Raw genomic sequence first — 22,637 nt, forward strand, 5'->3', positions numbered from 1 at the left:
GCAGGAGGTCTGGCCGCAGATGCTACGCACTCATCTCACCCAGCGGACGAAATCCGTCGGTTTGCAACGCAGTCGTTGAAGCTTCGGATCAGCGCTGACGCACGTTGGTCTCAGCGAGGCCTCTGGCCATGTGATCGAAGGGCTCTCGGACGGTGGCCAGGCGCTCCAGGGGGACCCCTTCGGACCGGAGTCGTTCACAGACGACCTCACCGAGAAGCACGATGCTTCGAACCGTCGGACCGGTTGGTACCCCGAGGCTCTTGTAGGTGTCATCCAGCCCGTTGAGCACCCGCTCGTTGAGGATCGTGCTGTCTCCAGCCACGAGGGCATAGCTGGCGTAGCGCAGGAAGTAGTCCATGTCCCGCAGACAGGCCGCGAGGCGCCTTGTGGTGTAAGCGTTGCCTCCCGGGAGCAGCAGTTCCGGCTCATCCAGGAACAGCGTCTGACTCGCCTCGCGGACGATCTCGGCGGCATCGCGGTTGATCAGCTCCACGGCGCGGATCCGAAGTTCGGACTCACCAAGGAACGACTCGATCCGGTCGATGGCCATGCGGTCGAAGTAACGACCCTGCTGGTCATATCGACCGATCAATCCGCTGATGGCGTCGCGCATGCTGTGGATTCGACAGACACTCCCGGCCGGAAGCTAACACCTGTCATCCGGCGAAAAGCCTCTGGGGGCCTGAGTTCCAGCGAAGTTGACAGAAACGGTTACGCGGAGCGTCAGCGGAACCGGCCGAGCAGAGATGTCGCCCCAGGTGATGGGTGGAGAATTTTGTACCCCTTGCTACACAATGGGGTATTCAGGATCTTTACGGTCCTAAAAGCACGCCTAGGGCCGAGACGTCTTTCCATGGCAAAAACTTCACAGGATGTCCTCCGTCAGATCAAAGACGAGGGCATTGAACTGATCGACCTCAAGTTCACTGACCTCCACGGCAAGTGGCAGCACCTCACGGTCTGCACCGATCTGCTGGAGGAGGAGTCCTTCACCGAGGGCCTTGCCTTTGACGGTTCATCGATCCGCGGCTGGAAAGGCATCCAGGCCTCCGACATGGCCATGGTGCCCGACCCCAACACCGCCTGGGTGGACCCGTTCTACCGGCACAAAACCCTGAGCATGATCTGCTCGATTCAGGAGCCGCGCACCGGTCTGCCCTACGAGCGCTGCCCTCGCGCCCTGGCCCAGCGGGCTCTCGACTATCTGAGCTCGACCGGCCTTGCTGACATGGCCTTCTTCGGTCCTGAGCCTGAGTTCTTCCTCTTTGACGACGTCCGCTACAACTCGTCCTCCGGTGGCGCCTTCTACAGCGTTGACACGATCGAGGCGGGCTGGAACACCGGTCGCCTCGAGGAAGGCGGCAACCTCGCCTACAAAATCCAGGAGAAGGAGGGCTACTTCCCCGTCGCTCCGAACGACACAGCCCAGGACATCCGTTCGGAGATGCTTCTGCTCATGGGCCAGCTCGGGATTCCCATCGAGAAGCACCACCATGAAGTGGCCGGCGCTGGCCAGCACGAGCTGGGCATGAAATTCGCTGAGCTGATCCAGGCAGCCGACAACGTCATGACGTACAAGTACGTCGTCCGCAATGTCGCGAAGAAGTACGGCAAGACGGCCACGTTCATGCCGAAACCTGTCTTCAACGACAACGGAAGCGGCATGCACGTGCACCAGAGCCTCTGGAAGGGCGGCCAGCCCCTGTTCTTCGGAGAAGGCACCTACGCCAACCTCTCCCAGACGGCTCGCTGGTACATCGGTGGAATCCTGAAGCACGCTCCGGCATTCCTCGCCTTCACGAACCCCACCACCAACAGCTACAAGCGACTGGTGCCCGGATTCGAAGCTCCTGTGAACCTGGTGTACTCCGAAGGGAACCGGTCCGCCGCCGTCCGCATCCCTCTCACAGGCCCAAGCCCCAAGGCCAAGCGTCTGGAGTTCCGCTCGGGTGATGCTCTGGCCAATCCTTATCTGGCCTTCAGCGCCATGATGATGGCCGGCATCGACGGCATCAAGAATCAGATCGATCCCGGTGACGGCTTCGACAAGGACCTGTTCGAACTGCCTGCCGAAGAACTCGCCAGCATCTCCACGGTTCCGCCATCTCTCAACGGCGCCCTCGAAGCTCTGGATGCCGACAGGGGATTCCTGACCGAGGGAGGCGTCTTCTCTGATGACTTCATCCAGAACTGGATTGACATCAAATACGAGGAGGTTCAGCAGCTCCGGCAGCGTCCTCACCCCCACGAGTTCGCGATGTACTACGACGCCTGATCCGGGGATCCGGTCGGTGTGTTCAGGGGCCCGTCTTCTCAGGAGACGGGCCTTTTTGATGACCGTCAGGTTCCGTCTGATGAGCAGAGTCCCCGTTTCAGCAATGGATTCGCTGGAATGGTCGTCTTCAACGCACTCCGATGGCGACCACGCCCTTCAGCAAGCTCGCTTACCAGACCCTGCAGCAGGGGAAAGGTCTGGCCGGTCTGGTTCACAAAGACCTCAGCACGCGGCTGATGTCGCTTGTGGCTCCGGAAGCCGTCCCCAGCACGGAATCGGTTCCTCCCGAGATGCTGAACACCCTCCGAGCTGCCATGGCGAAGCTCGAGGAACGGGACTGGGCTGACGCTGAGCAGGGTGTGTATCCGCAGGAACTGCTCTTTGATGCGCCCTGGCTGGAGTGGGCCAGAACGTATCCGATGGTCTGGCTCGATCTGCCCTCAACCTGGTCCCGCCGCAAGCAGCGCAATGTGAGAGATCTGCCGGAAGGAACCGACCCCAGCCTCTATCCCGACTACTACCTCCAGAACTTCCACCACCAGACGGATGGGTATCTGAGCGATCACTCGGCAGGCCTCTACGACCTCCAGGTTGAGATTCTGTTCAACGGCACCGCCGATGCCATGCGTCGCCGCGTTCTGGCACCTCTCAAGAGAGGTCTGCGTCACTTCTCAGATCGATCGCCGGCCTCGCTGAGGATTCTTGATGTGGCGACCGGCACCGGTCGAACCCTGCATCAGATCCGCGGAGCCTTTCCCCACGCGGAACTGATCGGGATCGATCTTTCGGAGGCCTACCTCAGGCAGGCGAATCGCTGGCTGAATGGTGGGACGTCACCACTGGTGGAGCTGCTGCGGGCGAATGGAGAACGTCTTCCTCTGGCTGATGACGGCCTGCAGGCCGTGACCTGTGTGTTTCTGCTCCATGAGCTCCCGGGGGAAGCGCGCCAGAACGTGCTGAACGAAGCCTGGCGGGTGCTGGAGCCCGGCGGAACCTTCGTTCTCGCGGATTCGGTCCAGATCAACGACTCGCCGGAGTTCGGCGTCGCGATGGAGAACTTCAGAAGGGTCTTTCACGAGCCCTACTACCGCGATTACATCAGTGATGACATCCCCGCACGCCTGGCCAGCGCGGGATTCGAGGCCATCAAAGGCGAATCCCATTTCATGACGAGGGTGTGGACCGCGCGGAAACCTGTGGTTTCAGCACTCTGAACGGGTTCGCTGACAGCCCACCTTGCAGATCCGTTCAACATCCATAGGGTGTGTTCGACCGTTGGGATGATCCATGACCAATCCTTTCCGGTTGCGTTGGCTTCAGGGATGGATCTTCCAGGTCGTTCTGATGGAAGGCCATGTTCAGGTGGAAGCCCACGGTTTTGGCATCTGCCTGCGAACCGCTGTGCTCCCCGGGGAAAGTCCTCAGAGCGCAGCTGATCGTCTGGTGCTCGCTGAGGACCGCCGTCGCCGTGCGCTCCACAGTGCCTGGCTTCGGGGTAATGATCTGCCCAGACCTTCGGAACGCCCCTTTCCGCCCCTCAGGGAAGCTCAGTCAGAGCGACCCGTCTCCCTTGTGGTTGTTCAGCAGAATTCCTAAAAGCTGGGCTGAGGGTTCTCCTCAGCCTCCCCTCAGCCACCAGGCGACCACGAATCCTGCTCCCCCCCAGCGCAGGGCCCGCCAGAACCTTGCACCTCGCTGCCGCGGCAGCGTCCAACCTTCTGCTGGGCTTTCCAGAAGTTTCTGAGCCAGGTTCTGGCGCTGCTTCCAGCGACGCTGGGAACTGCCGCTCCCGCTCTGCAGGCTGACAGCCTGACGGCGACCCTGAAGCATCAACAGGGAGGCGGTGTGAAGCCAGCGGAGCTGCCGACGTTCAGCACGGTGCTGAGGCATCAACCACTGCACTGTTTCCCTGAAACTAGACCGATCTCCTCTCCTCCAGCTCGATGCCGCCCGCTGAATGGCCTGATGGAACCCGCAAGCTGACCCAGGAGCTGCATGATCTGATGAAGATCAGCGATCGGGACTGGCATCGTCTGAAAACCAGTTCCGATCGTCGCGCCGCTGAACTGCTCATGGCAGCACTGGCTCAGCTGACCGCGAATGGCCGCCGCGAGGATGTGGCCAGCCTCACCGAACAGGCTCTCGGCTGGATCAGAGGTGAGCTGAAGGATCCTGGCTGCCCCCATCGCTGACGGGCCTGCGGCAGGCGAGCTGCAGACGGTTGCCCCGTCGGCTCCAGCGGACATCGTCGAAGCACTGATGGATCAGGAAAAGACCTCGGCCGCTGGCGGCATCAAGCTGATCCGGGAGAGAGGGCTGACGCACCCCCCTCGGCATCCCCTGACCTTCATCCTGGATCTGCCAGATCAACCAGTTGGGCGTGAGGATGCGACGGACCCGGAGCCGCTTGGCGGGGTTTTCCGCGTTGCCGTGACGAACGGCATTGACCAGTGCCTCGTGCAGACCGAGCTCAATGCGCTGGCATGTCACCATGCATCCGACCGGTTCGATCAGAAGCTCCATCAGCGGTGCCAGCTGAAGCGTGGAGGGCAGAACGAAATCGGCCCACCGGAACGACGGAATCGACGCGATCGGATCGCTCGACGGAGGAACGAGGGATAAGGACCGCTGAGGTGGCACGATCCGGATCACTGCTGGACTTTCTCGAACCTAACGGTTCTTTGCGGTCTGCACAGATCGATTGGTTACCGCCGTTGCTGCAGGGCTGGGTGATTCAGCAAGGCATCCATCAGACGGACACCACGCAGTTGGTTGACCAGAGGCATGTGCCCTTCCGGCGCCTCCAGGCTCCAGGTGAAGGCGCCGGGATAGCGGGTCCAGACACCATCAAGTTTCCAGCCGATACGAGGCCAGAGACGGTCATAACGCCCACCCAGTGCCTGAAGAAGCCGTGCCTGGGTCGTGAAACCGAATCGTCCCTGGGAATACGCGGTCCAGAGACGGTCGATCACGGTCAGGTCAACCCCCGGCATTGCCGGCACCTCGCTGAAGTACACGTAACCCCGCCTCTCAGCTTCCGGACCTGCCAACTGCCTGAGTGCGGCACTGGTGAAGCGGTCGGCTGCCTGGAAATCCTCCTGAAGCAGATCCTGCTGCAGGCCCCGGTAGTCGATGCCGACAGCTGATTCAACCTTGAACCATCCATCCGGGCAGCTGCCGAGCAATGCGCTGACCCGTTCGGGGTGTTGGCGATGCAGCAGCTGCAGGATCCAGCCGGCCGCCCAGTCATCACCAGCGCGGTCAAATGGCTCCAGCAAGCCATCTCCTAAGGCCTCAAGATCACCGATCCGAGCCTCGACGGTCTTGATCAGACTGCGGCGCTGACGTGGATTGCCGGTCGCGAACCGCTCGAGCAGTTGGTCGGGACTGAGGCTGGTGGCGGGTGAGGAACCAGAAAGCATGGATTGCAACCGGCCCTGACTGGCGCGGCGTTGGCCCACTATGTCAGGCATGGGAATCGCCCGTTCCGTCACCGTCGAGGAACTGCGGGAGCAGAGCGGTCCGCTGATCGATGTGCGCAGTCCATCGGAATTCGACCGCGGGCATTGGCCAGAGGCTCGGAACCTTCCTCTCTTCGAGGATGACGAGCGCGCTGCCGTCGGCACGGCTTACAAGCAGGAGGGGCGCCGCCGGGCGGTGCAGCTCGGTCTTGAGATCACCGGCCCGAAGCTGGCCGAACTCGCCGCCAGGCTGGAGTCTCTCGCCGGGGGAGTCCCCCCGAGGATCTACTGCTGGCGAGGAGGCATGCGATCAGCCAGCATCGCCTGGCTGGCGGAACAGATCGACCTCAAACCGCTGCTTCTGAAGGGTGGCTACAAGCAGTACAGGCACTGGGTGCTCGAGCAGTTCAGCAGACCCTGGCCCCTGCGCCTGCTCGGAGGCCGCACCGGGACGGGCAAGACCGATCTGCTGCTGGCTCTGGAACAGCGGGGCGTGGCCATGGTCGATCTCGAGGGACTGGCCCATCACCGGGGCAGCAGCTTCGGAGGGCTGGGATTGCCGCAGCAGCCGTCCACAGAGCACTACGAGAACAAACTGGCCGAGTGTCTCGACCGGCATCGGCGGTCGCAGGCCCGAAGCATCTGGCTGGAAGCCGAGAGTGTGCAGGTTGGACGCTGCCGGATTCCTGCGGGTCTGTTCCAGCAGATGCAACAGGCCCCAGTGCTGGAGATTCAGCGAACACTCGAGGAACGGGTCAACCAGTTGGTGGGGGTCTACGGATCACAGGGGCAGGAAGCCCTGAGCGAGGCCACGCAACGCATCAGCCGGCGGCTGGGACCGCAGCGCACGGCCATGGCCCTGAAGGCGATTGAGGCTGAAGACTGGGGAACCGCCTGTCGGGCCACCCTCGATTACTACGACCGCTGTTACGACCATGAGCTGGAACGGACACCGCAACGCCAGAGCATCGACATCAGCGGTCTGTCACCCTCGGCGGCAGCAGATCACCTGATCCAGCTCAGTTGCATGGAGAGATCCGACTAAGATCCGCCCTCAGATCAGTGGGCCAATGAGCGAAGCATCCGGGGCGGCAGCCATCCAGTTCTTCAGGGGAGTCAACGAACCTGTGGTTCCAGATATCCGCCTGACCCGCAGTCGTGATGGACGCACCGGTCAAGCAACGTTCCGTTTCGAGCAGCCGGCTGCGATTGCGCCGGAAACGATGGGTGACATCACGGGGATGTGGATGATTGATGAAGAAGGAGAGATGGTCACCAGGGAAATCAACGGCAAGTTCGTGAACGGCAAAGCGAGTGCCCTTGAAGCTGTGTACTCATGGAAATCCGAGGAGGATTTCGAACGCTTCATGCGCTTCGCCCAGCGCTATGCCGCCGCTAACGGACTGGGATATGCCCAGAACCAGAACGACGACGACACGAACCAGGATTCCGACCCGAACGCGTGAACCTGGCGCGATGGCTGTCCCTGGCGGCGCTGATCGCTGCCGGTGTCCTGATCTGGAGCCTTCGTCACGTGCTTGTGCTGATGTTCACAGGCATTGTTCTGGCGATGGCTCTGTGCACGTTGGTCGGCCAGCTTCAGGCCCTGCGACCGATGCCGCGGACCATCGCCCTGCTCTCCTGCATCGGTGGGGTGATCGGCGGGTTGGCCATCGCATCGGCCGTCGTCGTTCCACCCTTCGTGAAGGAATTCGCGGTTCTGCTGGAACAACTTCCAGAGGCCGCACGGATCCTGATCAGCAGCACCCTGAGTTCTCTTGATCGCGTCAGTGATGCGATTTACGGCGTTGACACGCTGCCTGATCTGCAGGAGCTGGGACGTTCGGAACTGCGGCTGATCCCCGATGGTTCTTCCCTCCTGTCAGGAGTGGGCACAGGCCTGGTGAGCCTTGTCGGTGTTGCCGGCAATCTCGGGAATGGACTGCTCCGGGTGCTGTTCGTGCTCGCCATCGGGCTGATGATCAGCATCCAACCCCAGGCCTACCGCGACGTCAGCATTCAGCTGGTTCCATCCTTTTACAGACGACGCGCACGTCGCATCCTGACCCTGTGCGGGGAGGCCCTCAGCAGCTGGATGGTCGGTGTGCTGATCAGCTCGCTCGCTGTGGCGATGCTCTGCGGCATCGCTCTCTCCCTGCTCGGTGTGAAGCTGGTTCTGGCCAACGCCCTGCTGGCGGGATTGCTCAACGTCATCCCCAATGTGGGGCCGACGATCAGCACCGTGTTTCCGATGGCTGTGGCCATTCTTGACGCCCCCTGGAAAGCCGTGGCCGTGCTCGGGGCCTATGTGCTGATCCAGAACCTGGAGAGCTATCTGATCACCCCCTCGGTGATGCATCACCAGGTGAAACTGCTGCCGGGATTGACCCTGATGGCCCAGTTCATCTTCACCCTGCTGTTCGGTCCTCTCGGACTGCTGATGGCCCTGCCGCTGGCCGTGGTGATCCAGGTGCTGGTACGTGAAATCCTGATTCACGACGTTCTGGATCACTGGAAGCGCACAAGACTTCAGACATGAACTCACGTTCACTGCTGATTGCGCTGACATCGATCGGCCTTGCCCTGATGGCCTGGCACCTCCGCTGGGTTCTGCTGGTGCTGTTCGGGGCCGTTGTGGTCGCTGTCGCCCTTGATGTGCTGATCACGCAGCTGATGACACGCACGCGACTCAACCGTCCGCAGGCTCTCAGCATCGTGTTGGTGCTGCTGCTGCTGGCCGCCGTGATCGTGGCCCAGCTGCTGCTGCCGGAGCTGATCACTCAGATCCAGCAACTGGGGCGGGATCTGCCGGAGCTGCTCAGCAAACTGAACACCATCCTCGCGACCAATCCACGCTTTGTGGAACTGGACAAGGCCATCGGCGGTGACGTCAGCCTCGACCAGCTTCAACCGCTTGGATCACGGCTGCTGGGCATGGCGGGCAATGCCGCCAACAGCGTGGTGCAGCTCGGGCTGATGACGCTCCTTGCCGTGCTCCTCGCCCTCGACCCGGCATCACATCGCCAGATGGTCGTTGCGGTGACTCCCCGCCCGGCCCGGGTTCAGATGGTTCAACTGCTCGATGCATGCCGGACCGCACTGGGGGGATGGCTGAGCGGTATGACCATCTCCGCCACAACAGTCTTCCTGTTGAGCTGGGCAGGACTGAGCCTGCTCAAGGCACCCTTGGCACTGCTGAGCGCCCTGGTCTGCGGTCTGCTCACGTTCGTCCCCACCATCGGACCCACCACAGCCACACTGCTGCCGGCAGGACTGGCGCTGCTGCAGTCACCGGAGCTGACGATCTCGGTGCTGGTGTTCCGTCTTGTCCTGCAGAACCTGGAAGCATTCGTCCTCACGCCGTTACTGCTTCGTCAGACCGTCAACCTGCTCCCGACGGTTGCACTGACAGCGCAGCTCAGCCTTGGCGCCCTGCTCGGACTTCCCGGCGTGCTCCTGGCTCTGCCACTGGTGGTGGTGATGCAGGTGGGCATGCAGCGCGTGGTGGTGCAGCAGGTGATGGATCAATGGCCATGAGGCCCATCGCTGGCATACGGTGGAATCCAACCAACTGCGTCATCGCGCGTGGATGTCATTTTCAACTTCTCCCGCTACGACGATCTGAAACAGGCCGTACTTCAACTGGTGAGAGATAACATTGACCCTGATTCCCTGTACGAAGAAGCACAGGATTTGTTTGAATCGTGGTGGGAATCAAATCAATCTGCAGGCCGCTGGAATGACGAAGTCAAGCGCAGAACGTGGGACTCACTCTGGCAGGAGTTTGGAACCTGAGAAACACAGCCTGACCAGAATCACCCCTTGAAATCTATCGATAACGACGCCAAAGAGAAGGGAATGCCACCAGTACCACGACGGCCAGCATGTGATGGCGCAGGGCGTAATTCAGGCCAGTGAAGGTGAACTGATCGGCAAGAAGGATGATTTCAGTTTTCAGATCCCACAGCGACAGGACCATCAACAGCAACGGAAACCATTTGTAGGTGCGAGCGCCCACGGGGGTCGACGGCAGACCCCTACGCACGGGAGCGGTCCCAGAGCGTGAGCAGAGATGGAGCCAGGGCGATGCTCGACCAGCTGCCCACCACCACACCAACGGCCAGAGCCGTGGCGAACCACACCAGCGTTGACCCTCCGAAGAAGATCAGTGCGAGCAACGGCATCAGGGTGGTGCCGCTGGTGTAAAGCGTGCGCGTCAGGGTTGCCGACACGGCCTGGTCCACCTGCTGGGAGAGGCTGAGCTCCTCCATCTCGCGACGCCGTTCTCGGATGCGATCGAACACCACCACCGTGTCGTTGACCGAATATCCGGCGATCGTCAGCAACGACACCGCGAACAGACTGTCCACCTCCAGCTGCAGAAGCAGACCGAGCCAGGCGAACAGGCCGCAGACGATGGTGACATCGTGAGCCAGAGCCACCAGCGCCAGCAGGGCGTATCGACGGTCGTAGCGGAAGGAGATGTACACAGCGATGCCACTGAAGGCCACCAGCAGTGAAATGAGGCTGCTGCGCAACAACTGACCGCCCAGGCTTGGGCCGATCGTGTCGACGGCCTGCCCCCCTTCGATGAAGGGACCGGCGAGCGGCTCCACGCCACGAATCACCGCCTGGCCCTGACCGGCCGTCAGGGTTGGAAGTCGAAGCGACAGCGACTGACCACCGTCCAGCAGTTGCACACGGGGAGCACTGAGATTGGGTGGAGTCGTGTCGGGCTCTTCAGGAAGCTCGAGCGAGCGGATCAGCTCCTGAACCTCAACCGTCTTCAGCGCACCGCAGGATGACCCGCAGTTCCGTTCAAGCTGAATCTGCGTCCCCCCTGTGAAATCAAGACCGGGACGCAAAGGGAACCCGACGGAGGGATCCAGCCAACACAGCACCAGTCCAGTCAGGCTGACCAGAACGACGGCGGCGGAGACCAGCCAGATGCGGCGGCGCATGCTGCTCAAGGACCAGCGCAGCTGGAGCGTTGACGCAGAGAGCTCAGGCGATGAAGCGACCATCGTTCAGGCAGACGGGGGGGAGATCTGCCGCAGCGGCAGGAAATTGCTTGGGTTGCGCAGGCCGGCATACCCCATGAGGAACCGCAGCAGTGTCCGCGTGCAGGTCAGGGCGGTGAACAGGCTCAGCAGCACCCCGATACCGAGGGTGGCGGCAAATCCCTTGACCAGTCCTGTGCCCAGGAAGAACAAGGCCGCACAGCTGATCAACGTGGTGAGGTGACCATCAACGATCGAGGAGAACGCCTGAGCGAAGCCCGTCTCGATCGAACGGATCAGCGTGTTGCCCTGCCGCAGTTCATCCTTGATGCGCTCGAAGATCAGCACATTGGCGTCCACCGCCATGCCGATGCTGAGGATGAACCCTGCGATTCCAGGAAGTGTCAGCGTGACAGGCAGCAGCGTATAGATGGCGAGGTTGAACAGGGCGTAGAGGCTGAGAGCCGCAACAGCCACCCCTCCCGGCAGTCGATAGACAAACACCATGAACACCGCCACCAGGGCGAGGCCGGATAGAGCGGCCACCAGGCTGCGACGGATGTTCTCAGCCCCAAGGGTCGGACCGATCGTGCGCACCTCGATCACCTCGACCGGCAGAGGCAGCGAGCCACCTCGCAATTTCACCTCCAGCTCCCGTGCCGTCTCGGCGCTGAAGTTGCCGCTGATGGTGGCGGCGCCTCCGGAAATGCCGGCTGTCTTGAACTGGGGGCCAACGGTGGCGGCGCTGATCAGCTGATCATCCAGAACGATCGACAGCAACTGGTCGGTGCCGGCGATCGACTTGGTCAGCTCGGCGAAGGCCTCGGCACCTTCACCATTGAAATTGAGGGTCACCTCCCAGCTGTTCGGATTGTTCTGCAACGGCTGACGACCTGCGGAGACCAGCTGTTTGCCGGTGAGGGCTGCCGGCTCGAGGAGCTTCAGGATCTCAGCATCCACCTTGACCAGAAGTGCCCTGAGCTGGTCCTCTTCGCTGCCCATGTCGCCATCCAGGCCAAGAACCGACTGCGCTTCGCCGAGCCGCTCAAGATCCAGAGGGTCGGTCTCCTCCCCGCGACGGATCTGCTCTTCCCTCAGGTTGAGAATCGCTTCAGCCTGGCTGCGCAGCTGACGCAGAGCCCGGAAGTCCGCCTCGGTTCCAGGCTTCTGAGCTCTGAACTCCAGCAGAGCCGTGTCGCCGAGGATCCTGGCCGCCGCCGTCGGATCCTGCTCACCGGGCAGCTGAAGCACAAGCTGGTTCTCCCCGACGGTCTGGAGGGTCGATTCCGCCACGCCCAGACCGTTGACTCGGCGGTCGAGCACGACCTTCACCGCCTCCATCTGCTCGGCACCCACCCGCTTGATGTCACCGGCAGGCTGCACCTCCACGGTGATCTGGCTGCCACCGCGGAGATCCAGCCCCAGCTGGAGGGGGGTGGTGAACAGCAACGCCGCAGCCGAGATGGCCAGCGCGAGGACAAGGGCGAACCAGCCCTGCTGACGAGCCATCGATCAGATCCCCTGACGCACGATCTGCTCAGCCGCCTCGATGATCTGATGCGGCTGGATGATCGTCAGATTCTCCAGCGAGCCGTTGTAGGGCGTGGGGATGTCCTGGCTGGACAGCCGCACCGGGCGGGCATCCAGGTCGTCGAAACACTGCTCGGTGATCAGAGCGATCAGTTCGGCTCCGATGCCGCCTGTCTTCATGCATTCCTCCACCACGATCACGCGGTGGGTCTTGCGGATGGAGCGCGCGATCGTCTCCATGTCGAAGGGCTTGAGGCTGATCAGATCGATCAGTTCCACACTGATGCCATCCGCCTCCAGTTGCTCCACGGCCTTGAGGCAGTGGTGGCGCATGCGCGAGTAGGTGAGGATCGTGACGTCGCGTCCTTCCTGCACCAGATCCGCCTGGTCCAGCGCACAGGTGTACTCACCCTCCGGCAGCTCTTCGGTGAGGTTGTAGAGCAGGACATGCTCGAAGAACAGCACCGGGTTGTTGTCGCGGATGGCGGCCTTCATCAGACCCTTGGCATTGGTGGGCGTGCTGCAGGCCACGATCTTGATGCCCGGCACCGCATGGAAGTACGCCTCCAGACGCTGGCTGTGCTCCGCCCCCAGCTGACGGCCCACACCACCGGGACCGCGCACCACCGTGGGGATGGTGAAGTTGCCGCCGCTCGTGTAGCGGAGCATTCCCATGTTGTTCGAGATCTGATTGAACGCCAGGAGCAGGAACCCCATGTTCATGCCCTCAACGATCGGCCTGAGACCGGTCATCGCGGCACCGACCGCCATGCCGGTGAAAGCGTTCTCCGCGATCGGGGTATCCAGAACCCTCAGTTCGCCGTACTTCTCGCAGAGATCCTTGGTGACCTTGTAACTGCCGCCGTAGTGACCGACGTCCTCTCCCATGACACACACATGAGGATCGCGGGCCATCTCCTCGTCGATGGCTTCCCGCAGGGCGTTGAAGAGAAGGGTTCCTGCCACGGCGTCGCTGCAATCCCGGCCTTCCCGGGGTGAGCGGCCAAGCTATCTCAGCCGCTGCGGACTCAACCGCCGGCGGCGAAGGTGAACAGCAGCAGCACCGACAGCAGCATCGCCGGCGAGAGCAGCAGAGCCAGCTGTCCCAGGTCGTGGGGGGTCATGCACGTCGTCCGAGCTCAGCCAGACGCTAGGCAGGGTCTGAGTCCTGACCCGTGAAGAGACTGCGAAGAAACACCAGGGTCAGCCCGAAGGCGACGAATCCGGTGCTGAACGTGGCCAGGAAGGACAGACCGACCAGCAGCGTCTTGAGCGTGACGGCGATGTTCTGGGCGATCGGGGAGCTGTAGTGCGGCGGATGCATCGCGAAGTAAACGACCATGCGCCGGCTGAACCCCAGGGCCAGCCAGGCGAGCAGTCCAGCCGTCACGGCACCGGAGAAGAAACTGAGGGGCCCCTTGCGGGCTCTGGTCTCAGCGGAGTCGCTGGCCGGAAGTTTGGTGTCGTCGGAACTCATGCTTCGATCCTCGCCCCCCCGGAGCGGAGGGAACAGCACCAGGCCCGCAGCCCTTCGGACTCCAGATCCTCCCGGAGCCTTTCATATCCCTGCCGGGAGCTGTTGAGATCGGGGAACAGGGCAAAACAGCTGGGACCGGAGCCGCTCATGGCGACAGCAAGGCTGTCGGGAAGGGAGCGCAGCAGCTGAAGCGCGGTCTGCACCGCTGGCGTCTCGGGCTCCACCACGGACTGGAGATCGTTCCGCAGAGGCGGAGGCTGCGCGGCACGGATCGGCCGGATCCAGCCGGCCTGGCGCAGGGCCCGGCGTCTCAGCTCGAAGGCGGGCTCGCCGACCAGATAGTCGCCGCCATGCCGTTGCCGGCAACGTCCATAGGCCCAGGGGGTGGAGACACTCACCCTTGGATCCTTCACCAGCAGAACCGCCAGCGGTTCGCTCCCGTCCGACAGAGGCTCCAGCAGCTCTCCACGTCCGAAACAGAGCTGACTGCCCCCCTGAACGCAGAAGGGCATGTCGGACCCGAGCTCAGCTGCCAGCCGTTCCAGATCCGCGCAGCTGTGCCCCAGTCCCCAGAGCGCGTTCAGCCCCACGAGCGTCGCGGCACCATCGCTGGAGCCTCCGGCCAGTCCGGCACCGATGGGGATGCGCTTCTCGAGTGTGATGGCGGCACCGAGCTCCTGGAAGCCGGAACGCTCCCGCAGCAGACGAGCGGCCCGCAGCACCAGATTGTCCTCGCCGATGCTGAGTGCGGGGTCATCACAGCTGAGGCTGAGGCGCCCATCGGCGGTGTTGCTGAACGTGAGGCGATCGGCGAGGTCGATGCTCTGCATCACCATCGCCAACTCGTGGAAGCCGTCCGCACGCAGGCCGAGCACCTCGAGATGCAGATTCACCTTGGCCGGAGCCGTCACCGTGATCGTGCTCATGCCGAGGCGCTGATCATTCGCTCCGATTCAAGCCCTTCGCCAGTGCCACCCAGGCCTGAGGGGCCACCTCCTGGGGCCGTTGCTGCAGGGTGATCCCGGCGGCTGCGGCCAGTGCCTCCAGCTCGGAGGGTTCCGCAAGCGAGGCCAGGGTGTTGCGGAGCATCTTGCGGCGACTCTGGAAGGCCTGCCTGAGCAGCCCCTCCACCCGCCGTGCCAGCCCAGGCTCCAGCCGTTGATGCGCAGGAATCGGATCAAGGGCGATCACTTCCGACTGAACCTTTGGAGGCGGCTGAAAGCAACGGGGTGGAACCGGACAGACGCTGCGACATCGGGCGAGCAACTGCATGCGCACACTCAGGGCACTGAAGCTGCTGTGTCCGGGCCGCGCCCGGATCCTCTGGGCGACCTCCTGCTGCACCAGCAGCACCAGGCGTTGATAGGGCGGGTCGACCGGTTGATCAAGCCGTCCGATCAATCGGTCCAGCAATGGGCCAGTGATGTTGTACGGAATATTCGCAACCACCTTCCCTGCGGGACAGGCATCCGGGAGCAGCAGAGGCACCTCCAGCACATCCCCCTGGGTCAGGGAGAAACGCGGTTGATTCTCGAAACGCTGCTGCAGGCCGGTCACCAGATCCCGGTCCAGCTCCACGGCATGCACCGCAGCAGCGGACGACGCCAGCAGACGATCCGTGAGGGCACCGCGTCCGGGCCCCACCTCGAGCACGCGATCCTGGGGCTGCAGGTCCGCCGCCTCCAGGATGCGATCAAGCACCGCCGCATCGCGGAGCCAGTGCTGCCCGAAGCGTTTGCGGGCGGTGTGGCCATGGAAGCTCATGGATTCACTGTGCACCAGCTGCCGAGTTCAGCCGAGTTGATGCACAGGAAGCCAGCGCACGCCCCTGCGGCGGCCGGACAGTGGCACCAGGGCCAGCACCACCTGCAACTGCTGCCGTTCCGCCTCGGGGTGGACGGCACGCCAGCAACTGATCGCTCTGGCAAGACAGCGTCGTTTCCGCTGATCGAAGGCGGCCGCCCCGCTGTCAGCACGCAGGCGTGAACGACGACCCTTCACTTCCACCACCAACAGTCGCCGATCCTTCTCGAGCACAAGATCCAGCTCGCCCCAGCGGCAACGCCAGTTGCGATCGAGCAACCTCCATCCCGTCGAGCGCAGCAGCTCAAGGGCTGTCGCTTCCGCGCGACGGCCGAGAGTCAGGGAGTCCGCCATGGACAGGACACGCAGAGGGGCGTTCAGAGCATTCCCCGTTCCGCCAGGCCTAGGGTCCTGTTGTGGAACACGACTCCATGCATCGACGATTACTGGCGGTTCTGGCCACCACGCTGCTGCTGGTGCCCCTCCTGATCAGCGGAGCAGCACCATCCTTCGCCGCGATGGATGTCGCCAAACAGGTGCTGATCGGAGCGGATTACTCGGACAAGGATCTCCGGGGCGCCACCTTCAACCTGAGCAACCTGCGGGAAGCGAATCTCTCCGGCTCAGACCTGCGGGGGGCGAGTCTTTACGGAGCGAAGCTGCAGGACGCCGATCTCAGCGGTACTGACCTTCGCGAAGCCACCCTGGACGCGGCGGTGCTCACCGGAACAGATCTCTCCGACGCCGTTCTGGAGGGTGCCTTTGCCTTCAACACCCGCTTCCAGGACGTCACCATCACCGGAGCGGACTTCACCGATGTACCGATGCGCGGTGACCAGCTGAAAAGCCTCTGCGCGATGGCCGATGGAATCAATCCGATCACCGGCCGCGAGACCCGCACCACTCTGGGTTGCGGCTGAGCGGAGGATCCGATGAGCTTTGACCCTCGCAGCCTCGAGCGTCTCCGGGAACTGGGACGGCAGTTGCCTCAGAAGCTTCCCGATCCAGCAGGGAACGCCGACGCGACGACAACGCCGAAGACCGGCCCGAAACGCCACAGGGTGGAGACGGAACAGGATCCCGATGCGCTGTTCCGGGAACTGATGACGGTCAGCGAAGACGGCACTGTTCCTGAGCATCTGATGGCCCGCCTCAAGCAGCTGGAAGCCAGGCGCCAGCCACCGCAAACCAACCCACTGGAGTCGCCGATCCGCAGCTCCGAACTGCCTCCACCTCCCAGCGGCAGCAGTGGCAAGGGCAAGACCACCCGCCCCCGGCGTCCTTCCGTGACTCCCGGCAGTGAAGAGGAAAGCCTTTATGTGGCCTTCGGACAGCTGCTGCTGGAGGACGACGAGGACGCCGATTGAATCCCTCACGCCTCCGCATCCTGGCCGTGGGCAAGGTGCGCCGCGGCTGGATCCAGGACGGTATCGATCTCTATCGCAAACGACTGCCGGGCCTGAGCATCGTGGAATTGCGAGACAGCACTCCTGAGAAGGAATCGGAAGCGATCCGCGCCGCGCGGCGGCCTGATGAGCGACTGGTGGTGCTGATGGAGCAGGGAGAGACGCTTGCCTCGATTCCCTTCGCCCGCAAGCTGGAGCAGATCAGCAGTGAACGGATCGCCTTTGTGATCGGTGGAGCCGATGGCCTCACCGATGACCTCAAGTCAGAAGCCCACTGGCGACTGAGCCTGTCGCCGATGACCTTCCCCCATGAGCTGGCCCGTCTGATGCTGGTCGAGCAGTTGTTCCGTGCCCAGGCGATCCTGCAAGGAAGCCCCTATCACCGAGCCTGAACCGATGCTGCACGTGGTCGACAACCTGATCCCGAACGAGGAGATTCCGGCACTGCGCCACCTCTGCGACCTTCACGGCGACCTGAAACAAGCCAGTGAAGGGCGGAACCTGTTCAGCTGGATTCCGGCCGACGCGTCAGACCGGTCGGCACGCTCGCTCCACACGCCCGATCAGCAGTCCCTGGTGGAGCATTACATCCGGAAGAGACTGGGGCCGCTGCTCGACCGTTTCACCCCACAGGCCGCTGGTTACGAATGGTGGTGCAACACCAACAACGACCTGGACTGGCACATTGACAAGCACGAAGCGACGGCCGGGCGAGACGGGCGCTATGACCTGCCGTTGCTGTCCACGGTCTTCTATCCCCACGTCAGCTGTGCAGGCGGCGAATTGCTCATCGCCGACAACGCGCCTGTGCAGCAGAACAGCCCCATCGCCTCCCCCGACTTCCGCTCGGTGATCTCCGTGCCACCTGTGGTGAATCGCGTTGTGCTGTTCTCTGCCGGCGTGCTGCATCGGATCAACCCATTCGAAGGGGAGCGCTACTCCGTTGCCGTGAATGTCTGGGGGCACCCACTGATGGAGTGAAGCGCATCAGATGATGCCGAAAGCATCAGGCACTTCTCGCCATCAGATGAGTCTGATGAATCAACTGACGGGCATACAAGCGACCGGCACGATGAGCATCAGCCAGAGATCGATAGTTACCGACAAAGTCATAATCAGAGCCGTTACTTGTTGCGGCAACCGCATAAAGACCGGTTGAAATCTTCCTGACCGTCCAGCTCAGGTGACAGGCTGGAGCTTGTGCACGGGACTTCACGACCACCCTCGACATCGAATCCCAGCAAGCTAGGGGCAATCACGAATCACGACTGCAACCCTTATTAGTTCGCAAATAAGTATTGACAGACAGGCGCAATGAGCGCCGCAACAGAATCTCTCCCCTGGCAACGCTAGGCAATCTCTCCTAGGTACTTCGCCAGACTTCACAGATGACTTTTGAAATTTCATTACCGGTGATAAATCACATCATCACGGCAAATCAACAGCATCATGGCTGAACCCAATGGCAGCTCCGGCACCGCACCCCTCAGCGAGCGCTGGGCAGCGGTCGACGACTACTTCGTCTGCATCACCGAGTGCAGCCTGGATGACGGCACCTGCGTCACGCGCTGCATGGAAACCCACCTGAAGCAGGACGGAGCCAGCGGCGCCTCGTGACGACGCTAATGAGAATCACTTGCAATTCTCTCCGGACTCGGATTGAATTGCGAAACATTCTCAGCAAGCGCCCATGATCCGCGTCTTCGGGCATCGCGACACCCTGCTCGCCTCGCTCGTCGCCCACTGGGCGAACGAGCGCCTTGGCATCACCAGAGCTGCGTCAGGCTCACCGGCTGGAATTTCTCCACGGCGATGGTCCAGGCCCGCGGGCTCATCCCCTGCAGGCCCTTCCTGAACGCCTCCGCGTCGCCACTGTTCAGCCAGGCCGCCTTGAGCACCGGCAGATCCTCCGGCAGCCGCTCCATCGGCAGCTCCACCAGCAGCAGACTCTCCGCCGCCGCCGCCCGCTTCAGCAGCCCCTCGTCGCTGCGCTGCCAGACCCGCAGCAGCAGCTCAAGCACCAGGGCCCGCCCCAGTTCGTCCGGCGCCTCCCCCTCCGCCGCCACCTCTTTCTGGGATCGTCCGGCCAGCGGCAACGCTCGCCGCCCTTCCTGCTCGATCAGGGCCAGCGCCACGAGGTAAGGAGTGTCGGCCACGGATCATGCGCGAAACCACACCATCCTCCCCGCGAGCCAGTTCAGTACACCTGTACTATCAAGCAGGTCGCGTCGTCCGCTGTGGAGTTCCACCAACCTCCGCTTCCCCTGCAGCCCAGGCGGGCGCGACTGAGTCTGCCGCTGGCCGGCGAGCGGGTGGCGGCCGGCTTCCCCTCCCCGGCCGACGACTACGTGGAGGTGGGAATTGACCTCAATGAGCAGCTGATCCGCCACCCCACCAGCACCTTTTTCCTGCGGGTCAGCGGCGAGTCGATGACGGGCGCCGGCATTCACGACGGTGATCTGCTGGTGGTGGATCGCAGCCTCGACCCTCGCCCGGGCCGGGTGGTCGTCGCCGTGCTGGACGGTGCATTCACCCTCAAACGACTGGTGCGCCACCGCGGTCGCCTGCGACTCGAGGCAGCCCATCCGAACTATCCGCCCCTGGAACTGCACCGCTGCGGCGAGGTGCAGATCTGGGGTGTGGCGGTTCACGTGATCCATCCGCTCTGAACCACGCCATGCCCTCGGCCACCGCCCTGATCGACGGCAACAACTTCTATGCCTCCTGCGAGCAGAGCCTTGATCCCGCCCTGATCGGTCGACCGGTGGTGGTGCTCTCCAACAATGACGGCTGCATCGTGGCCCGCAGCGCCGAGGCCCGCGCCCTCGGCATCGCCATGGGCACGCCGTACTTCAAGGCGCGCACGGAGCTGGCACGCCAGAACGTGGTGGTGCGCAGCTCCAACTACGCCCTCTACGCCGATATGAGCCAGCGGATGATGAGCCTGCTGGAAACCCATTGCGAAGAGCTGGAGATCTACTCGATCGATGAGGCCTTCGCACGGCTGAGTCGTCCCCGCAGCGGCGATCTGCAGCACTGGGCCCGCCGGCTTCGCGCCCGTGTTCGACAGGATCTGGGGCTGCCGATCGCCATCGGTGTGGGAGCCAGCAAAGGGCAGGCGAAGCTGGCCAACCGTCTGGCCAAGCAGGTGCCGGCCCATGCCGGCGTCTTCGATCTGGGTCGCTGCGATGACGCCGACAACTGGCTGGAAACGGTTGCGATCGAGGATGTCTGGGGCATCGGTCGCAAGCTGGCCCGTTGGTGCCGGCTGCGGGGCATCACCAATGCCCGGCAGCTGCGAGACATGCCCAGTGGAGAACTGCGGGCGAAATGCGGTGTGGTGGGGCTGCGACTGCAACGGGAGCTGCGTGGCCATGCCTGTCTGCCTCTGGATCTGGCACCCGCACCGAAACAGGAAACCTGCGTCAGCCGCAGCTTCAGCCGCCCGATCACCAGCCTCGAAGAACTCCGCCAGGCCGTGGCCACCTACGTGGTGCGCGCAGCGGAGAAACTGCGCAGACAACGCCAGCGGGCCGCCGCCCTCACGGTCTATACCCGCACCAGCCCCTTCATCCCGGCGTTCTACAGCCAGGCCGCCAGCACCCGGCTGGATCTGCCCAGCAACGACACCGCGGTGCTGCTCGAGGCGACATTGCCGCTGGTGGATCGCATCTTCCGGCCGCACCGGCAACTGGCCAAGGCCGGTGTGCTGATGCAGCACCTGCAGGGCACCGACACGCTGCAGTCCCATCTGATGGTGCCGATGAGCGCGGAGCAGCAAGGGAAGCGGGAGTGCCTGATGCAGACGATCGATCGGCTCAATCAGCGCTACGGCCGCGGCACGGTGCACTGGGCGGCCTGTGGCCTGCAGCCGGGCTGGATGATGCGCCGGGAACGCCTCAGCCGCGCCGCCACCACCCGGTTGAGCGATCTGCCGACCATTCATGCCCGTTGACGACGCATGAAGCGGAGCCTCACCGATCCGCCGGCGCACATCCTCTAGGTCTGCTGCAGCAGCTGTACCGCCTGCTCACGCCTGCTGAGCAGCAGCACCATGCGCTCGCCATGAGCATTCAGACCGATCTGCTCGCGGACGAGGTCCGTGCTGGCCAGAGCCAGCCCGCAGGTCTCGATGAACAGAACCGGCAAGGTGCCGTGATGGCCGCGCATGCCCTGCAGATCCAGAGCCTGACGAACCGCCCGCTGAGCCCGATCGGTGCCGAGCCGCTCCACCAGGGACGGCCAGAGGTGGTTGACGGGCTGCAGGGCCGCAAAATCCAGCTGAGCATCAGGCATCAGGACGGCAGCAGGGCGATCGCCTCCATGATCATCTGCGGTGTCACGGCGATCCTCTCCAGCGGATCAGCGTTGTCCAGATAGGCGTCGAAGGAGGCGAAACGCTCGATCACGGGGTCGGCCCCCTCGGCAGCACAGGCCTCGACCCAGTCGCCGTCCTCCGGTTTCACAACCGCATAGGCCTGCAGGGTCTCCTCCAGATCACCGCCGTCCCCGACCCCCTCGCCGTGCCAGATCGCTTCGAAGAATTCAGACATCTCAGGCGGGGAAGAGCTGTTGGTTCCGGTTGGCGATCGCCACCAGCGACAGCATCACCGGCACCTCCACCAGCACGCCCACCACGGTGGCGAGAGCGGCGCCGGAATTCAACCCGAACAGGCTGATGGCAACCGCCACCGCCAGCTCGAAGAAATTGGAGGCACCGATCATGGCGCCAGGGGCAGCAATGGTGCGCGGCTGGCCCCAGATCCGCATCCACTGAGCCGCGATCCAGAAGATCAGATAGGTCTGGAGAATCAGTGGAATGGCAATCAGCACGATCGCCAGTGGATTGGAAAGGATCGCCTGGGCCTGCACCATGAACAGCAGCAGCACCGTGGCGATCAGAGACGTGATCGCCAGCGGCTTGAGCTGTGCCTCCAGCCGCTCGATCCGGCCGGGAGAGTGGAGGAACACCCGCGTCAGCCAGCCCGCCGCGAGGGGCACCACCACGAACAGACCAACCGCGGTGATCATCGTGTCCCACGGCACCAGCACATCGCTCACCCCGAGCAGAAGCGCCGCGATCGGGGCGAAGGCGAACACCATGATCAGGTCGTTCACCGCCACCTGCACCAGGGTGTAATTGGGATCGCCATCACTGAGGCGGCTCCACACGAACACCATGGCCGTGCAGGGAGCCACCCCCAGCAGAATCATCCCGGCCACGTACTCCTGGCCCATCGCTTCCGGGATCCAGGCGGCGAACAGGCCGCGGATGAACAACCAGGCCAAAGCCGTCATCGTGAGCGGCTTGATCAACCAGTTCACCGCCACGGTGATCAGCAGTCCGCGCGGTTGCTGACGGATGCCGCCGATGGCGGAAAAATCAACCGCCAGCATCATCGGGAAAATCATCCCCCAGATGAGAATGGCGATGGGAAGGTTGATGCGAGCCACTTCCAGCGAGGCGATCCAGGCCGCCAGATCGGGCAGCAAGCCGCCGAGGACGACTCCCGCCACGATCGCCAGACCGATCCAGAGGGAGAGATAACGCTCGAAGATTCCCATCAGGTGATCACCGGAGTGGTGCAGAGATCGACATCACTCACGGCATCCAAGCTCCTGCTGTGGAACAGAACAAAGGCGAAGGTATCAAGACGCTCGATCACCGACTGACCCCAGAGGTGT

32 protein-coding genes are annotated in these 22,637 nt (G+C 63.1%); 16 read left to right on the forward strand and 16 right to left on the reverse strand.

Features of this window, described 5'->3' with window-relative positions:
* Positions 1 to 88: 88 nt before the first annotated feature.
* Complete coding sequence (locus ACJ0G7_RS11405) at positions 89 to 613, reverse strand: allophycocyanin subunit beta (protein ID WP_043691329.1); 525 nt, start codon at positions 611 to 613, stop codon at positions 89 to 91.
* Positions 614 to 853: 240 nt separating this feature from the next.
* Here ACJ0G7_RS11405 and glnA point away from each other — a divergent pair, with 240 nt between their 5' ends.
* The 3 genes from glnA (at position 854) to ACJ0G7_RS11420 (ending at position 3,871) form a co-directional block, all read left to right on the forward strand.
* Positions 854 to 2,275 (forward strand): type I glutamate--ammonia ligase, encoded by a 1,422-nt coding sequence (gene glnA / locus ACJ0G7_RS11410; protein ID WP_043691330.1) that lies wholly within the window; start codon positions 854 to 856, stop codon positions 2,273 to 2,275.
* Positions 2,276 to 2,415: 140 nt separating this feature from the next.
* The gene (locus tag ACJ0G7_RS11415) at positions 2,416 to 3,489 is read left to right on the forward strand and encodes a class I SAM-dependent methyltransferase (RefSeq protein ID WP_043691332.1); all 1,074 of its coding nucleotides are present in this window, start codon (positions 2,416 to 2,418) and stop codon (positions 3,487 to 3,489) included.
* A 73-nt stretch (positions 3,490 to 3,562) separates the two neighbouring features.
* Positions 3,563 to 3,871 carry a hypothetical protein gene (locus ACJ0G7_RS11420; RefSeq protein ID WP_043691334.1) on the forward strand — a complete coding sequence of 103 codons (309 nt, stop codon included), beginning with the start codon at positions 3,563 to 3,565 and terminating at the stop codon, positions 3,869 to 3,871.
* A 21-nt stretch (positions 3,872 to 3,892) separates the two neighbouring features.
* On the opposite strand, the gene ACJ0G7_RS11425 is transcribed toward ACJ0G7_RS11420, so the two are convergent.
* Complete coding sequence (locus ACJ0G7_RS11425) at positions 3,893 to 4,165, reverse strand: hypothetical protein (RefSeq protein WP_407396215.1); 273 nt, start codon at positions 4,163 to 4,165, stop codon at positions 3,893 to 3,895.
* A gap of 53 nt (positions 4,166 to 4,218) precedes the next feature.
* Here ACJ0G7_RS11425 and ACJ0G7_RS11430 point away from each other — a divergent pair, with 53 nt between their 5' ends.
* Positions 4,219 to 4,467, forward strand: a complete 249-nt coding sequence (locus ACJ0G7_RS11430) for a DUF6439 family protein (protein ID WP_043691337.1) — start codon at positions 4,219 to 4,221, stop codon at positions 4,465 to 4,467.
* Here ACJ0G7_RS11430 and ACJ0G7_RS11435 read toward each other — a convergent pair.
* Positions 4,427 to 4,798, reverse strand: coding sequence for an ATP-binding protein (locus ACJ0G7_RS11435; protein ID WP_407396351.1), 372 nt, complete (start codon positions 4,796 to 4,798; stop codon positions 4,427 to 4,429). The two genes, ACJ0G7_RS11430 and ACJ0G7_RS11435, sit on opposite strands and share 41 nt — an antisense overlap.
* A gap of 182 nt (positions 4,799 to 4,980) precedes the next feature.
* Positions 4,981 to 5,697 carry a GUN4 domain-containing protein gene (locus ACJ0G7_RS11440; protein WP_407396352.1) on the reverse strand — a complete coding sequence of 239 codons (717 nt, stop codon included), beginning with the start codon at positions 5,695 to 5,697 and terminating at the stop codon, positions 4,981 to 4,983.
* A 40-nt stretch (positions 5,698 to 5,737) separates the two neighbouring features.
* On the opposite strand from ACJ0G7_RS11440, the gene mnmH reads away from it, so the two are divergent.
* The 5 genes from mnmH to ACJ0G7_RS11465 are packed head-to-tail and all read left to right on the forward strand — an operon-like array spanning position 5,738 to position 9,531.
* Positions 5,738 to 6,781, forward strand: coding sequence for a tRNA 2-selenouridine(34) synthase MnmH (mnmH, locus tag ACJ0G7_RS11445; protein WP_407396217.1), 1,044 nt, complete (start codon positions 5,738 to 5,740; stop codon positions 6,779 to 6,781).
* 25 nt (positions 6,782 to 6,806) lie between these two features.
* Positions 6,807 to 7,202 (forward strand): photosystem II reaction center protein Psb28, encoded by a 396-nt coding sequence (gene psb28 / locus ACJ0G7_RS11450; RefSeq protein ID WP_407396218.1) that lies wholly within the window; start codon positions 6,807 to 6,809, stop codon positions 7,200 to 7,202.
* The gene (locus ACJ0G7_RS11455; protein ID WP_186483541.1) at positions 7,199 to 8,275 is read left to right on the forward strand and encodes an AI-2E family transporter; all 1,077 of its coding nucleotides are present in this window, start codon (positions 7,199 to 7,201) and stop codon (positions 8,273 to 8,275) included. The genes psb28 and ACJ0G7_RS11455 overlap by 4 nt, the downstream gene beginning before the upstream one ends.
* The gene (locus ACJ0G7_RS11460) at positions 8,272 to 9,273 is read left to right on the forward strand and encodes an AI-2E family transporter (RefSeq protein ID WP_043691344.1); all 1,002 of its coding nucleotides are present in this window, start codon (positions 8,272 to 8,274) and stop codon (positions 9,271 to 9,273) included. The genes ACJ0G7_RS11455 and ACJ0G7_RS11460 overlap by 4 nt, the downstream gene beginning before the upstream one ends.
* Positions 9,274 to 9,321: 48 nt before the next feature.
* Entirely contained in the window at positions 9,322 to 9,531 is a 210-nt protein-coding gene (locus ACJ0G7_RS11465; protein ID WP_084187930.1) for a hypothetical protein, read from the forward strand.
* 34 nt (positions 9,532 to 9,565) lie between these two features.
* On the opposite strand, the gene ACJ0G7_RS11470 is transcribed toward ACJ0G7_RS11465, so the two are convergent.
* The 8 genes from ACJ0G7_RS11470 to ACJ0G7_RS11505 all read right to left on the reverse strand — a co-directional run bounded on the left by ACJ0G7_RS11470 (position 9,566) and on the right by ACJ0G7_RS11505 (position 15,900).
* On the reverse strand, positions 9,566 to 9,754 hold the full coding sequence (locus ACJ0G7_RS11470; protein WP_052378143.1) for a hypothetical protein: 189 nt from the start codon (positions 9,752 to 9,754) through the stop codon (positions 9,566 to 9,568).
* Between the two features lie 19 nt (positions 9,755 to 9,773).
* A complete protein-coding gene (secF, locus tag ACJ0G7_RS11475) occupies positions 9,774 to 10,760 on the reverse strand; it encodes a protein translocase subunit SecF (RefSeq protein ID WP_407396220.1) in 987 nt (328 codons plus the stop codon).
* 3 nt (positions 10,761 to 10,763) lie between these two features.
* Entirely contained in the window at positions 10,764 to 12,245 is a 1,482-nt protein-coding gene (gene secD, locus ACJ0G7_RS11480) for a protein translocase subunit SecD (protein ID WP_407396221.1), read from the reverse strand.
* Positions 12,246 to 12,248: 3 nt separating this feature from the next.
* Positions 12,249 to 13,232 carry a pyruvate dehydrogenase complex E1 component subunit beta gene (locus ACJ0G7_RS11485; protein WP_043691353.1) on the reverse strand — a complete coding sequence of 328 codons (984 nt, stop codon included), beginning with the start codon at positions 13,230 to 13,232 and terminating at the stop codon, positions 12,249 to 12,251.
* A gap of 184 nt (positions 13,233 to 13,416) precedes the next feature.
* A complete protein-coding gene (locus tag ACJ0G7_RS11490; protein WP_043691357.1) occupies positions 13,417 to 13,743 on the reverse strand; it encodes a DUF3082 domain-containing protein in 327 nt (108 codons plus the stop codon).
* Positions 13,740 to 14,669, reverse strand: a complete 930-nt coding sequence (gene ispE / locus ACJ0G7_RS11495) for a 4-(cytidine 5'-diphospho)-2-C-methyl-D-erythritol kinase (RefSeq protein WP_407396224.1) — start codon at positions 14,667 to 14,669, stop codon at positions 13,740 to 13,742. The genes ACJ0G7_RS11490 and ispE overlap by 4 nt, the downstream gene beginning before the upstream one ends.
* A 13-nt stretch (positions 14,670 to 14,682) precedes the next feature.
* Complete coding sequence (rsmA, locus tag ACJ0G7_RS11500) at positions 14,683 to 15,507, reverse strand: 16S rRNA (adenine(1518)-N(6)/adenine(1519)-N(6))-dimethyltransferase RsmA (RefSeq protein WP_043691360.1); 825 nt, start codon at positions 15,505 to 15,507, stop codon at positions 14,683 to 14,685.
* A gap of 27 nt (positions 15,508 to 15,534) precedes the next feature.
* Positions 15,535 to 15,900: a YraN family protein gene (locus ACJ0G7_RS11505; RefSeq protein WP_043691362.1), complete on the reverse strand. Its 366-nt coding sequence runs from the start codon at positions 15,898 to 15,900 to the stop codon at positions 15,535 to 15,537.
* Between the two features lie 77 nt (positions 15,901 to 15,977).
* Here ACJ0G7_RS11505 and ACJ0G7_RS11510 point away from each other — a divergent pair, with 77 nt between their 5' ends.
* The 5 genes from ACJ0G7_RS11510 to ACJ0G7_RS11530 all read left to right on the forward strand — a co-directional run bounded on the left by ACJ0G7_RS11510 (position 15,978) and on the right by ACJ0G7_RS11530 (position 18,569).
* Positions 15,978 to 16,466, forward strand: a complete 489-nt coding sequence (locus ACJ0G7_RS11510) for a pentapeptide repeat-containing protein (protein WP_043691363.1) — start codon at positions 15,978 to 15,980, stop codon at positions 16,464 to 16,466.
* 12 nt (positions 16,467 to 16,478) lie between these two features.
* Positions 16,479 to 16,913: a hypothetical protein gene (locus tag ACJ0G7_RS11515; RefSeq protein ID WP_043691364.1), complete on the forward strand. Its 435-nt coding sequence runs from the start codon at positions 16,479 to 16,481 to the stop codon at positions 16,911 to 16,913.
* Positions 16,910 to 17,344 carry a 23S rRNA (pseudouridine(1915)-N(3))-methyltransferase RlmH gene (locus tag ACJ0G7_RS11520; RefSeq protein WP_043691366.1) on the forward strand — a complete coding sequence of 145 codons (435 nt, stop codon included), beginning with the start codon at positions 16,910 to 16,912 and terminating at the stop codon, positions 17,342 to 17,344. The genes ACJ0G7_RS11515 and ACJ0G7_RS11520 overlap by 4 nt, the downstream gene beginning before the upstream one ends.
* A gap of 4 nt (positions 17,345 to 17,348) precedes the next feature.
* Positions 17,349 to 17,933 carry a 2OG-Fe(II) oxygenase gene (locus ACJ0G7_RS11525; protein WP_043691368.1) on the forward strand — a complete coding sequence of 195 codons (585 nt, stop codon included), beginning with the start codon at positions 17,349 to 17,351 and terminating at the stop codon, positions 17,931 to 17,933.
* A 468-nt stretch (positions 17,934 to 18,401) separates the two neighbouring features.
* Positions 18,402 to 18,569 carry a hypothetical protein gene (locus ACJ0G7_RS11530; protein ID WP_173402119.1) on the forward strand — a complete coding sequence of 56 codons (168 nt, stop codon included), beginning with the start codon at positions 18,402 to 18,404 and terminating at the stop codon, positions 18,567 to 18,569.
* A gap of 149 nt (positions 18,570 to 18,718) precedes the next feature.
* Here ACJ0G7_RS11530 and ACJ0G7_RS11535 read toward each other — a convergent pair whose 3' ends face one another.
* On the reverse strand, positions 18,719 to 19,108 hold the full coding sequence (locus ACJ0G7_RS11535) for a hypothetical protein (protein WP_043691372.1): 390 nt from the start codon (positions 19,106 to 19,108) through the stop codon (positions 18,719 to 18,721).
* A gap of 81 nt (positions 19,109 to 19,189) precedes the next feature.
* Between ACJ0G7_RS11535 and ACJ0G7_RS11540 the strand changes: the two genes are divergently transcribed.
* Both ACJ0G7_RS11540 and ACJ0G7_RS11545 read left to right on the forward strand, forming a co-directional pair.
* The gene (locus tag ACJ0G7_RS11540) at positions 19,190 to 19,621 is read left to right on the forward strand and encodes a LexA family transcriptional regulator (RefSeq protein ID WP_043691374.1); all 432 of its coding nucleotides are present in this window, start codon (positions 19,190 to 19,192) and stop codon (positions 19,619 to 19,621) included.
* A gap of 8 nt (positions 19,622 to 19,629) precedes the next feature.
* Positions 19,630 to 20,907, forward strand: a complete 1,278-nt coding sequence (locus ACJ0G7_RS11545; protein ID WP_043691376.1) for a Y-family DNA polymerase — start codon at positions 19,630 to 19,632, stop codon at positions 20,905 to 20,907.
* A gap of 44 nt (positions 20,908 to 20,951) precedes the next feature.
* Here the strand turns inward: ACJ0G7_RS11545 and ACJ0G7_RS11550 are convergent, their stop codons facing one another.
* The 3 genes from ACJ0G7_RS11550 to arsB are packed head-to-tail and all read right to left on the reverse strand — an operon-like array spanning position 20,952 to position 22,517.
* Entirely contained in the window at positions 20,952 to 21,248 is a 297-nt protein-coding gene (locus ACJ0G7_RS11550) for a hypothetical protein (RefSeq protein WP_043691378.1), read from the reverse strand.
* A complete protein-coding gene (locus ACJ0G7_RS11555; protein ID WP_043691380.1) occupies positions 21,248 to 21,505 on the reverse strand; it encodes a hypothetical protein in 258 nt (85 codons plus the stop codon). The genes ACJ0G7_RS11550 and ACJ0G7_RS11555 overlap by 1 nt, the downstream gene beginning before the upstream one ends.
* Position 21,506: 1 nt before the next feature.
* A complete protein-coding gene (arsB, locus tag ACJ0G7_RS11560; RefSeq protein WP_407396226.1) occupies positions 21,507 to 22,517 on the reverse strand; it encodes an ACR3 family arsenite efflux transporter in 1,011 nt (336 codons plus the stop codon).
* Positions 22,518 to 22,637: the final 120 nt, after the last annotated feature.

Source organism: Parasynechococcus sp. (assembly GCF_045559935.1).
Classification (GTDB): domain Bacteria; phylum Cyanobacteriota; class Cyanobacteriia; order PCC-6307; family Cyanobiaceae; genus Parasynechococcus.

Excerpts from the sequence above, each read along its gene's own strand:
- ACJ0G7_RS11405 (WP_043691329.1), bottom strand. The coding sequence starts at position 613 with ATGCGCGACGCCATCAGCGGATTGATCGGTCGATATGACCAGCAGGGT.
- glnA (WP_043691330.1), top strand. The coding sequence starts at position 854 with ATGGCAAAAACTTCACAGGATGTCCTCCGTCAGATCAAAGACGAGGGC.
- ACJ0G7_RS11415 (WP_043691332.1), top strand. The coding sequence starts at position 2,416 with ATGGCGACCACGCCCTTCAGCAAGCTCGCTTACCAGACCCTGCAGCAG.
- ACJ0G7_RS11420 (WP_043691334.1), top strand. The coding sequence starts at position 3,563 with ATGACCAATCCTTTCCGGTTGCGTTGGCTTCAGGGATGGATCTTCCAG.
- ACJ0G7_RS11425 (WP_407396215.1), bottom strand. The coding sequence starts at position 4,165 with ATGCCTCAGCACCGTGCTGAACGTCGGCAGCTCCGCTGGCTTCACACC.
- ACJ0G7_RS11430 (WP_043691337.1), top strand. The coding sequence starts at position 4,219 with ATGCCGCCCGCTGAATGGCCTGATGGAACCCGCAAGCTGACCCAGGAG.
- ACJ0G7_RS11435 (WP_407396351.1), bottom strand. The coding sequence starts at position 4,798 with ATGGAGCTTCTGATCGAACCGGTCGGATGCATGGTGACATGCCAGCGC.
- ACJ0G7_RS11440 (WP_407396352.1), bottom strand. The coding sequence starts at position 5,697 with ATGCTTTCTGGTTCCTCACCCGCCACCAGCCTCAGTCCCGACCAACTG.
- mnmH (WP_407396217.1), top strand. The coding sequence starts at position 5,738 with ATGTCAGGCATGGGAATCGCCCGTTCCGTCACCGTCGAGGAACTGCGG.
- psb28 (WP_407396218.1), top strand. The coding sequence starts at position 6,807 with ATGAGCGAAGCATCCGGGGCGGCAGCCATCCAGTTCTTCAGGGGAGTC.
- ACJ0G7_RS11460 (WP_043691344.1), top strand. The coding sequence starts at position 8,272 with ATGAACTCACGTTCACTGCTGATTGCGCTGACATCGATCGGCCTTGCC.
- secF (WP_407396220.1), bottom strand. The coding sequence starts at position 10,760 with ATGGTCGCTTCATCGCCTGAGCTCTCTGCGTCAACGCTCCAGCTGCGC.
- secD (WP_407396221.1), bottom strand. The coding sequence starts at position 12,245 with ATGGCTCGTCAGCAGGGCTGGTTCGCCCTTGTCCTCGCGCTGGCCATC.
- ACJ0G7_RS11490 (WP_043691357.1), bottom strand. The coding sequence starts at position 13,743 with ATGAGTTCCGACGACACCAAACTTCCGGCCAGCGACTCCGCTGAGACC.
- ispE (WP_407396224.1), bottom strand. The coding sequence starts at position 14,669 with ATGAGCACGATCACGGTGACGGCTCCGGCCAAGGTGAATCTGCATCTC.
- rsmA (WP_043691360.1), bottom strand. The coding sequence starts at position 15,507 with ATGAGCTTCCATGGCCACACCGCCCGCAAACGCTTCGGGCAGCACTGG.
- ACJ0G7_RS11505 (WP_043691362.1), bottom strand. The coding sequence starts at position 15,900 with ATGGCGGACTCCCTGACTCTCGGCCGTCGCGCGGAAGCGACAGCCCTT.
- ACJ0G7_RS11510 (WP_043691363.1), top strand. The coding sequence starts at position 15,978 with ATGCATCGACGATTACTGGCGGTTCTGGCCACCACGCTGCTGCTGGTG.
- ACJ0G7_RS11515 (WP_043691364.1), top strand. The coding sequence starts at position 16,479 with ATGAGCTTTGACCCTCGCAGCCTCGAGCGTCTCCGGGAACTGGGACGG.
- ACJ0G7_RS11525 (WP_043691368.1), top strand. The coding sequence starts at position 17,349 with ATGCTGCACGTGGTCGACAACCTGATCCCGAACGAGGAGATTCCGGCA.
- ACJ0G7_RS11530 (WP_173402119.1), top strand. The coding sequence starts at position 18,402 with ATGGCTGAACCCAATGGCAGCTCCGGCACCGCACCCCTCAGCGAGCGC.
- ACJ0G7_RS11545 (WP_043691376.1), top strand. The coding sequence starts at position 19,630 with ATGCCCTCGGCCACCGCCCTGATCGACGGCAACAACTTCTATGCCTCC.
- ACJ0G7_RS11550 (WP_043691378.1), bottom strand. The coding sequence starts at position 21,248 with ATGCCTGATGCTCAGCTGGATTTTGCGGCCCTGCAGCCCGTCAACCAC.
- ACJ0G7_RS11555 (WP_043691380.1), bottom strand. The coding sequence starts at position 21,505 with ATGTCTGAATTCTTCGAAGCGATCTGGCACGGCGAGGGGGTCGGGGAC.
- arsB (WP_407396226.1), bottom strand. The coding sequence starts at position 22,517 with ATGGGAATCTTCGAGCGTTATCTCTCCCTCTGGATCGGTCTGGCGATC.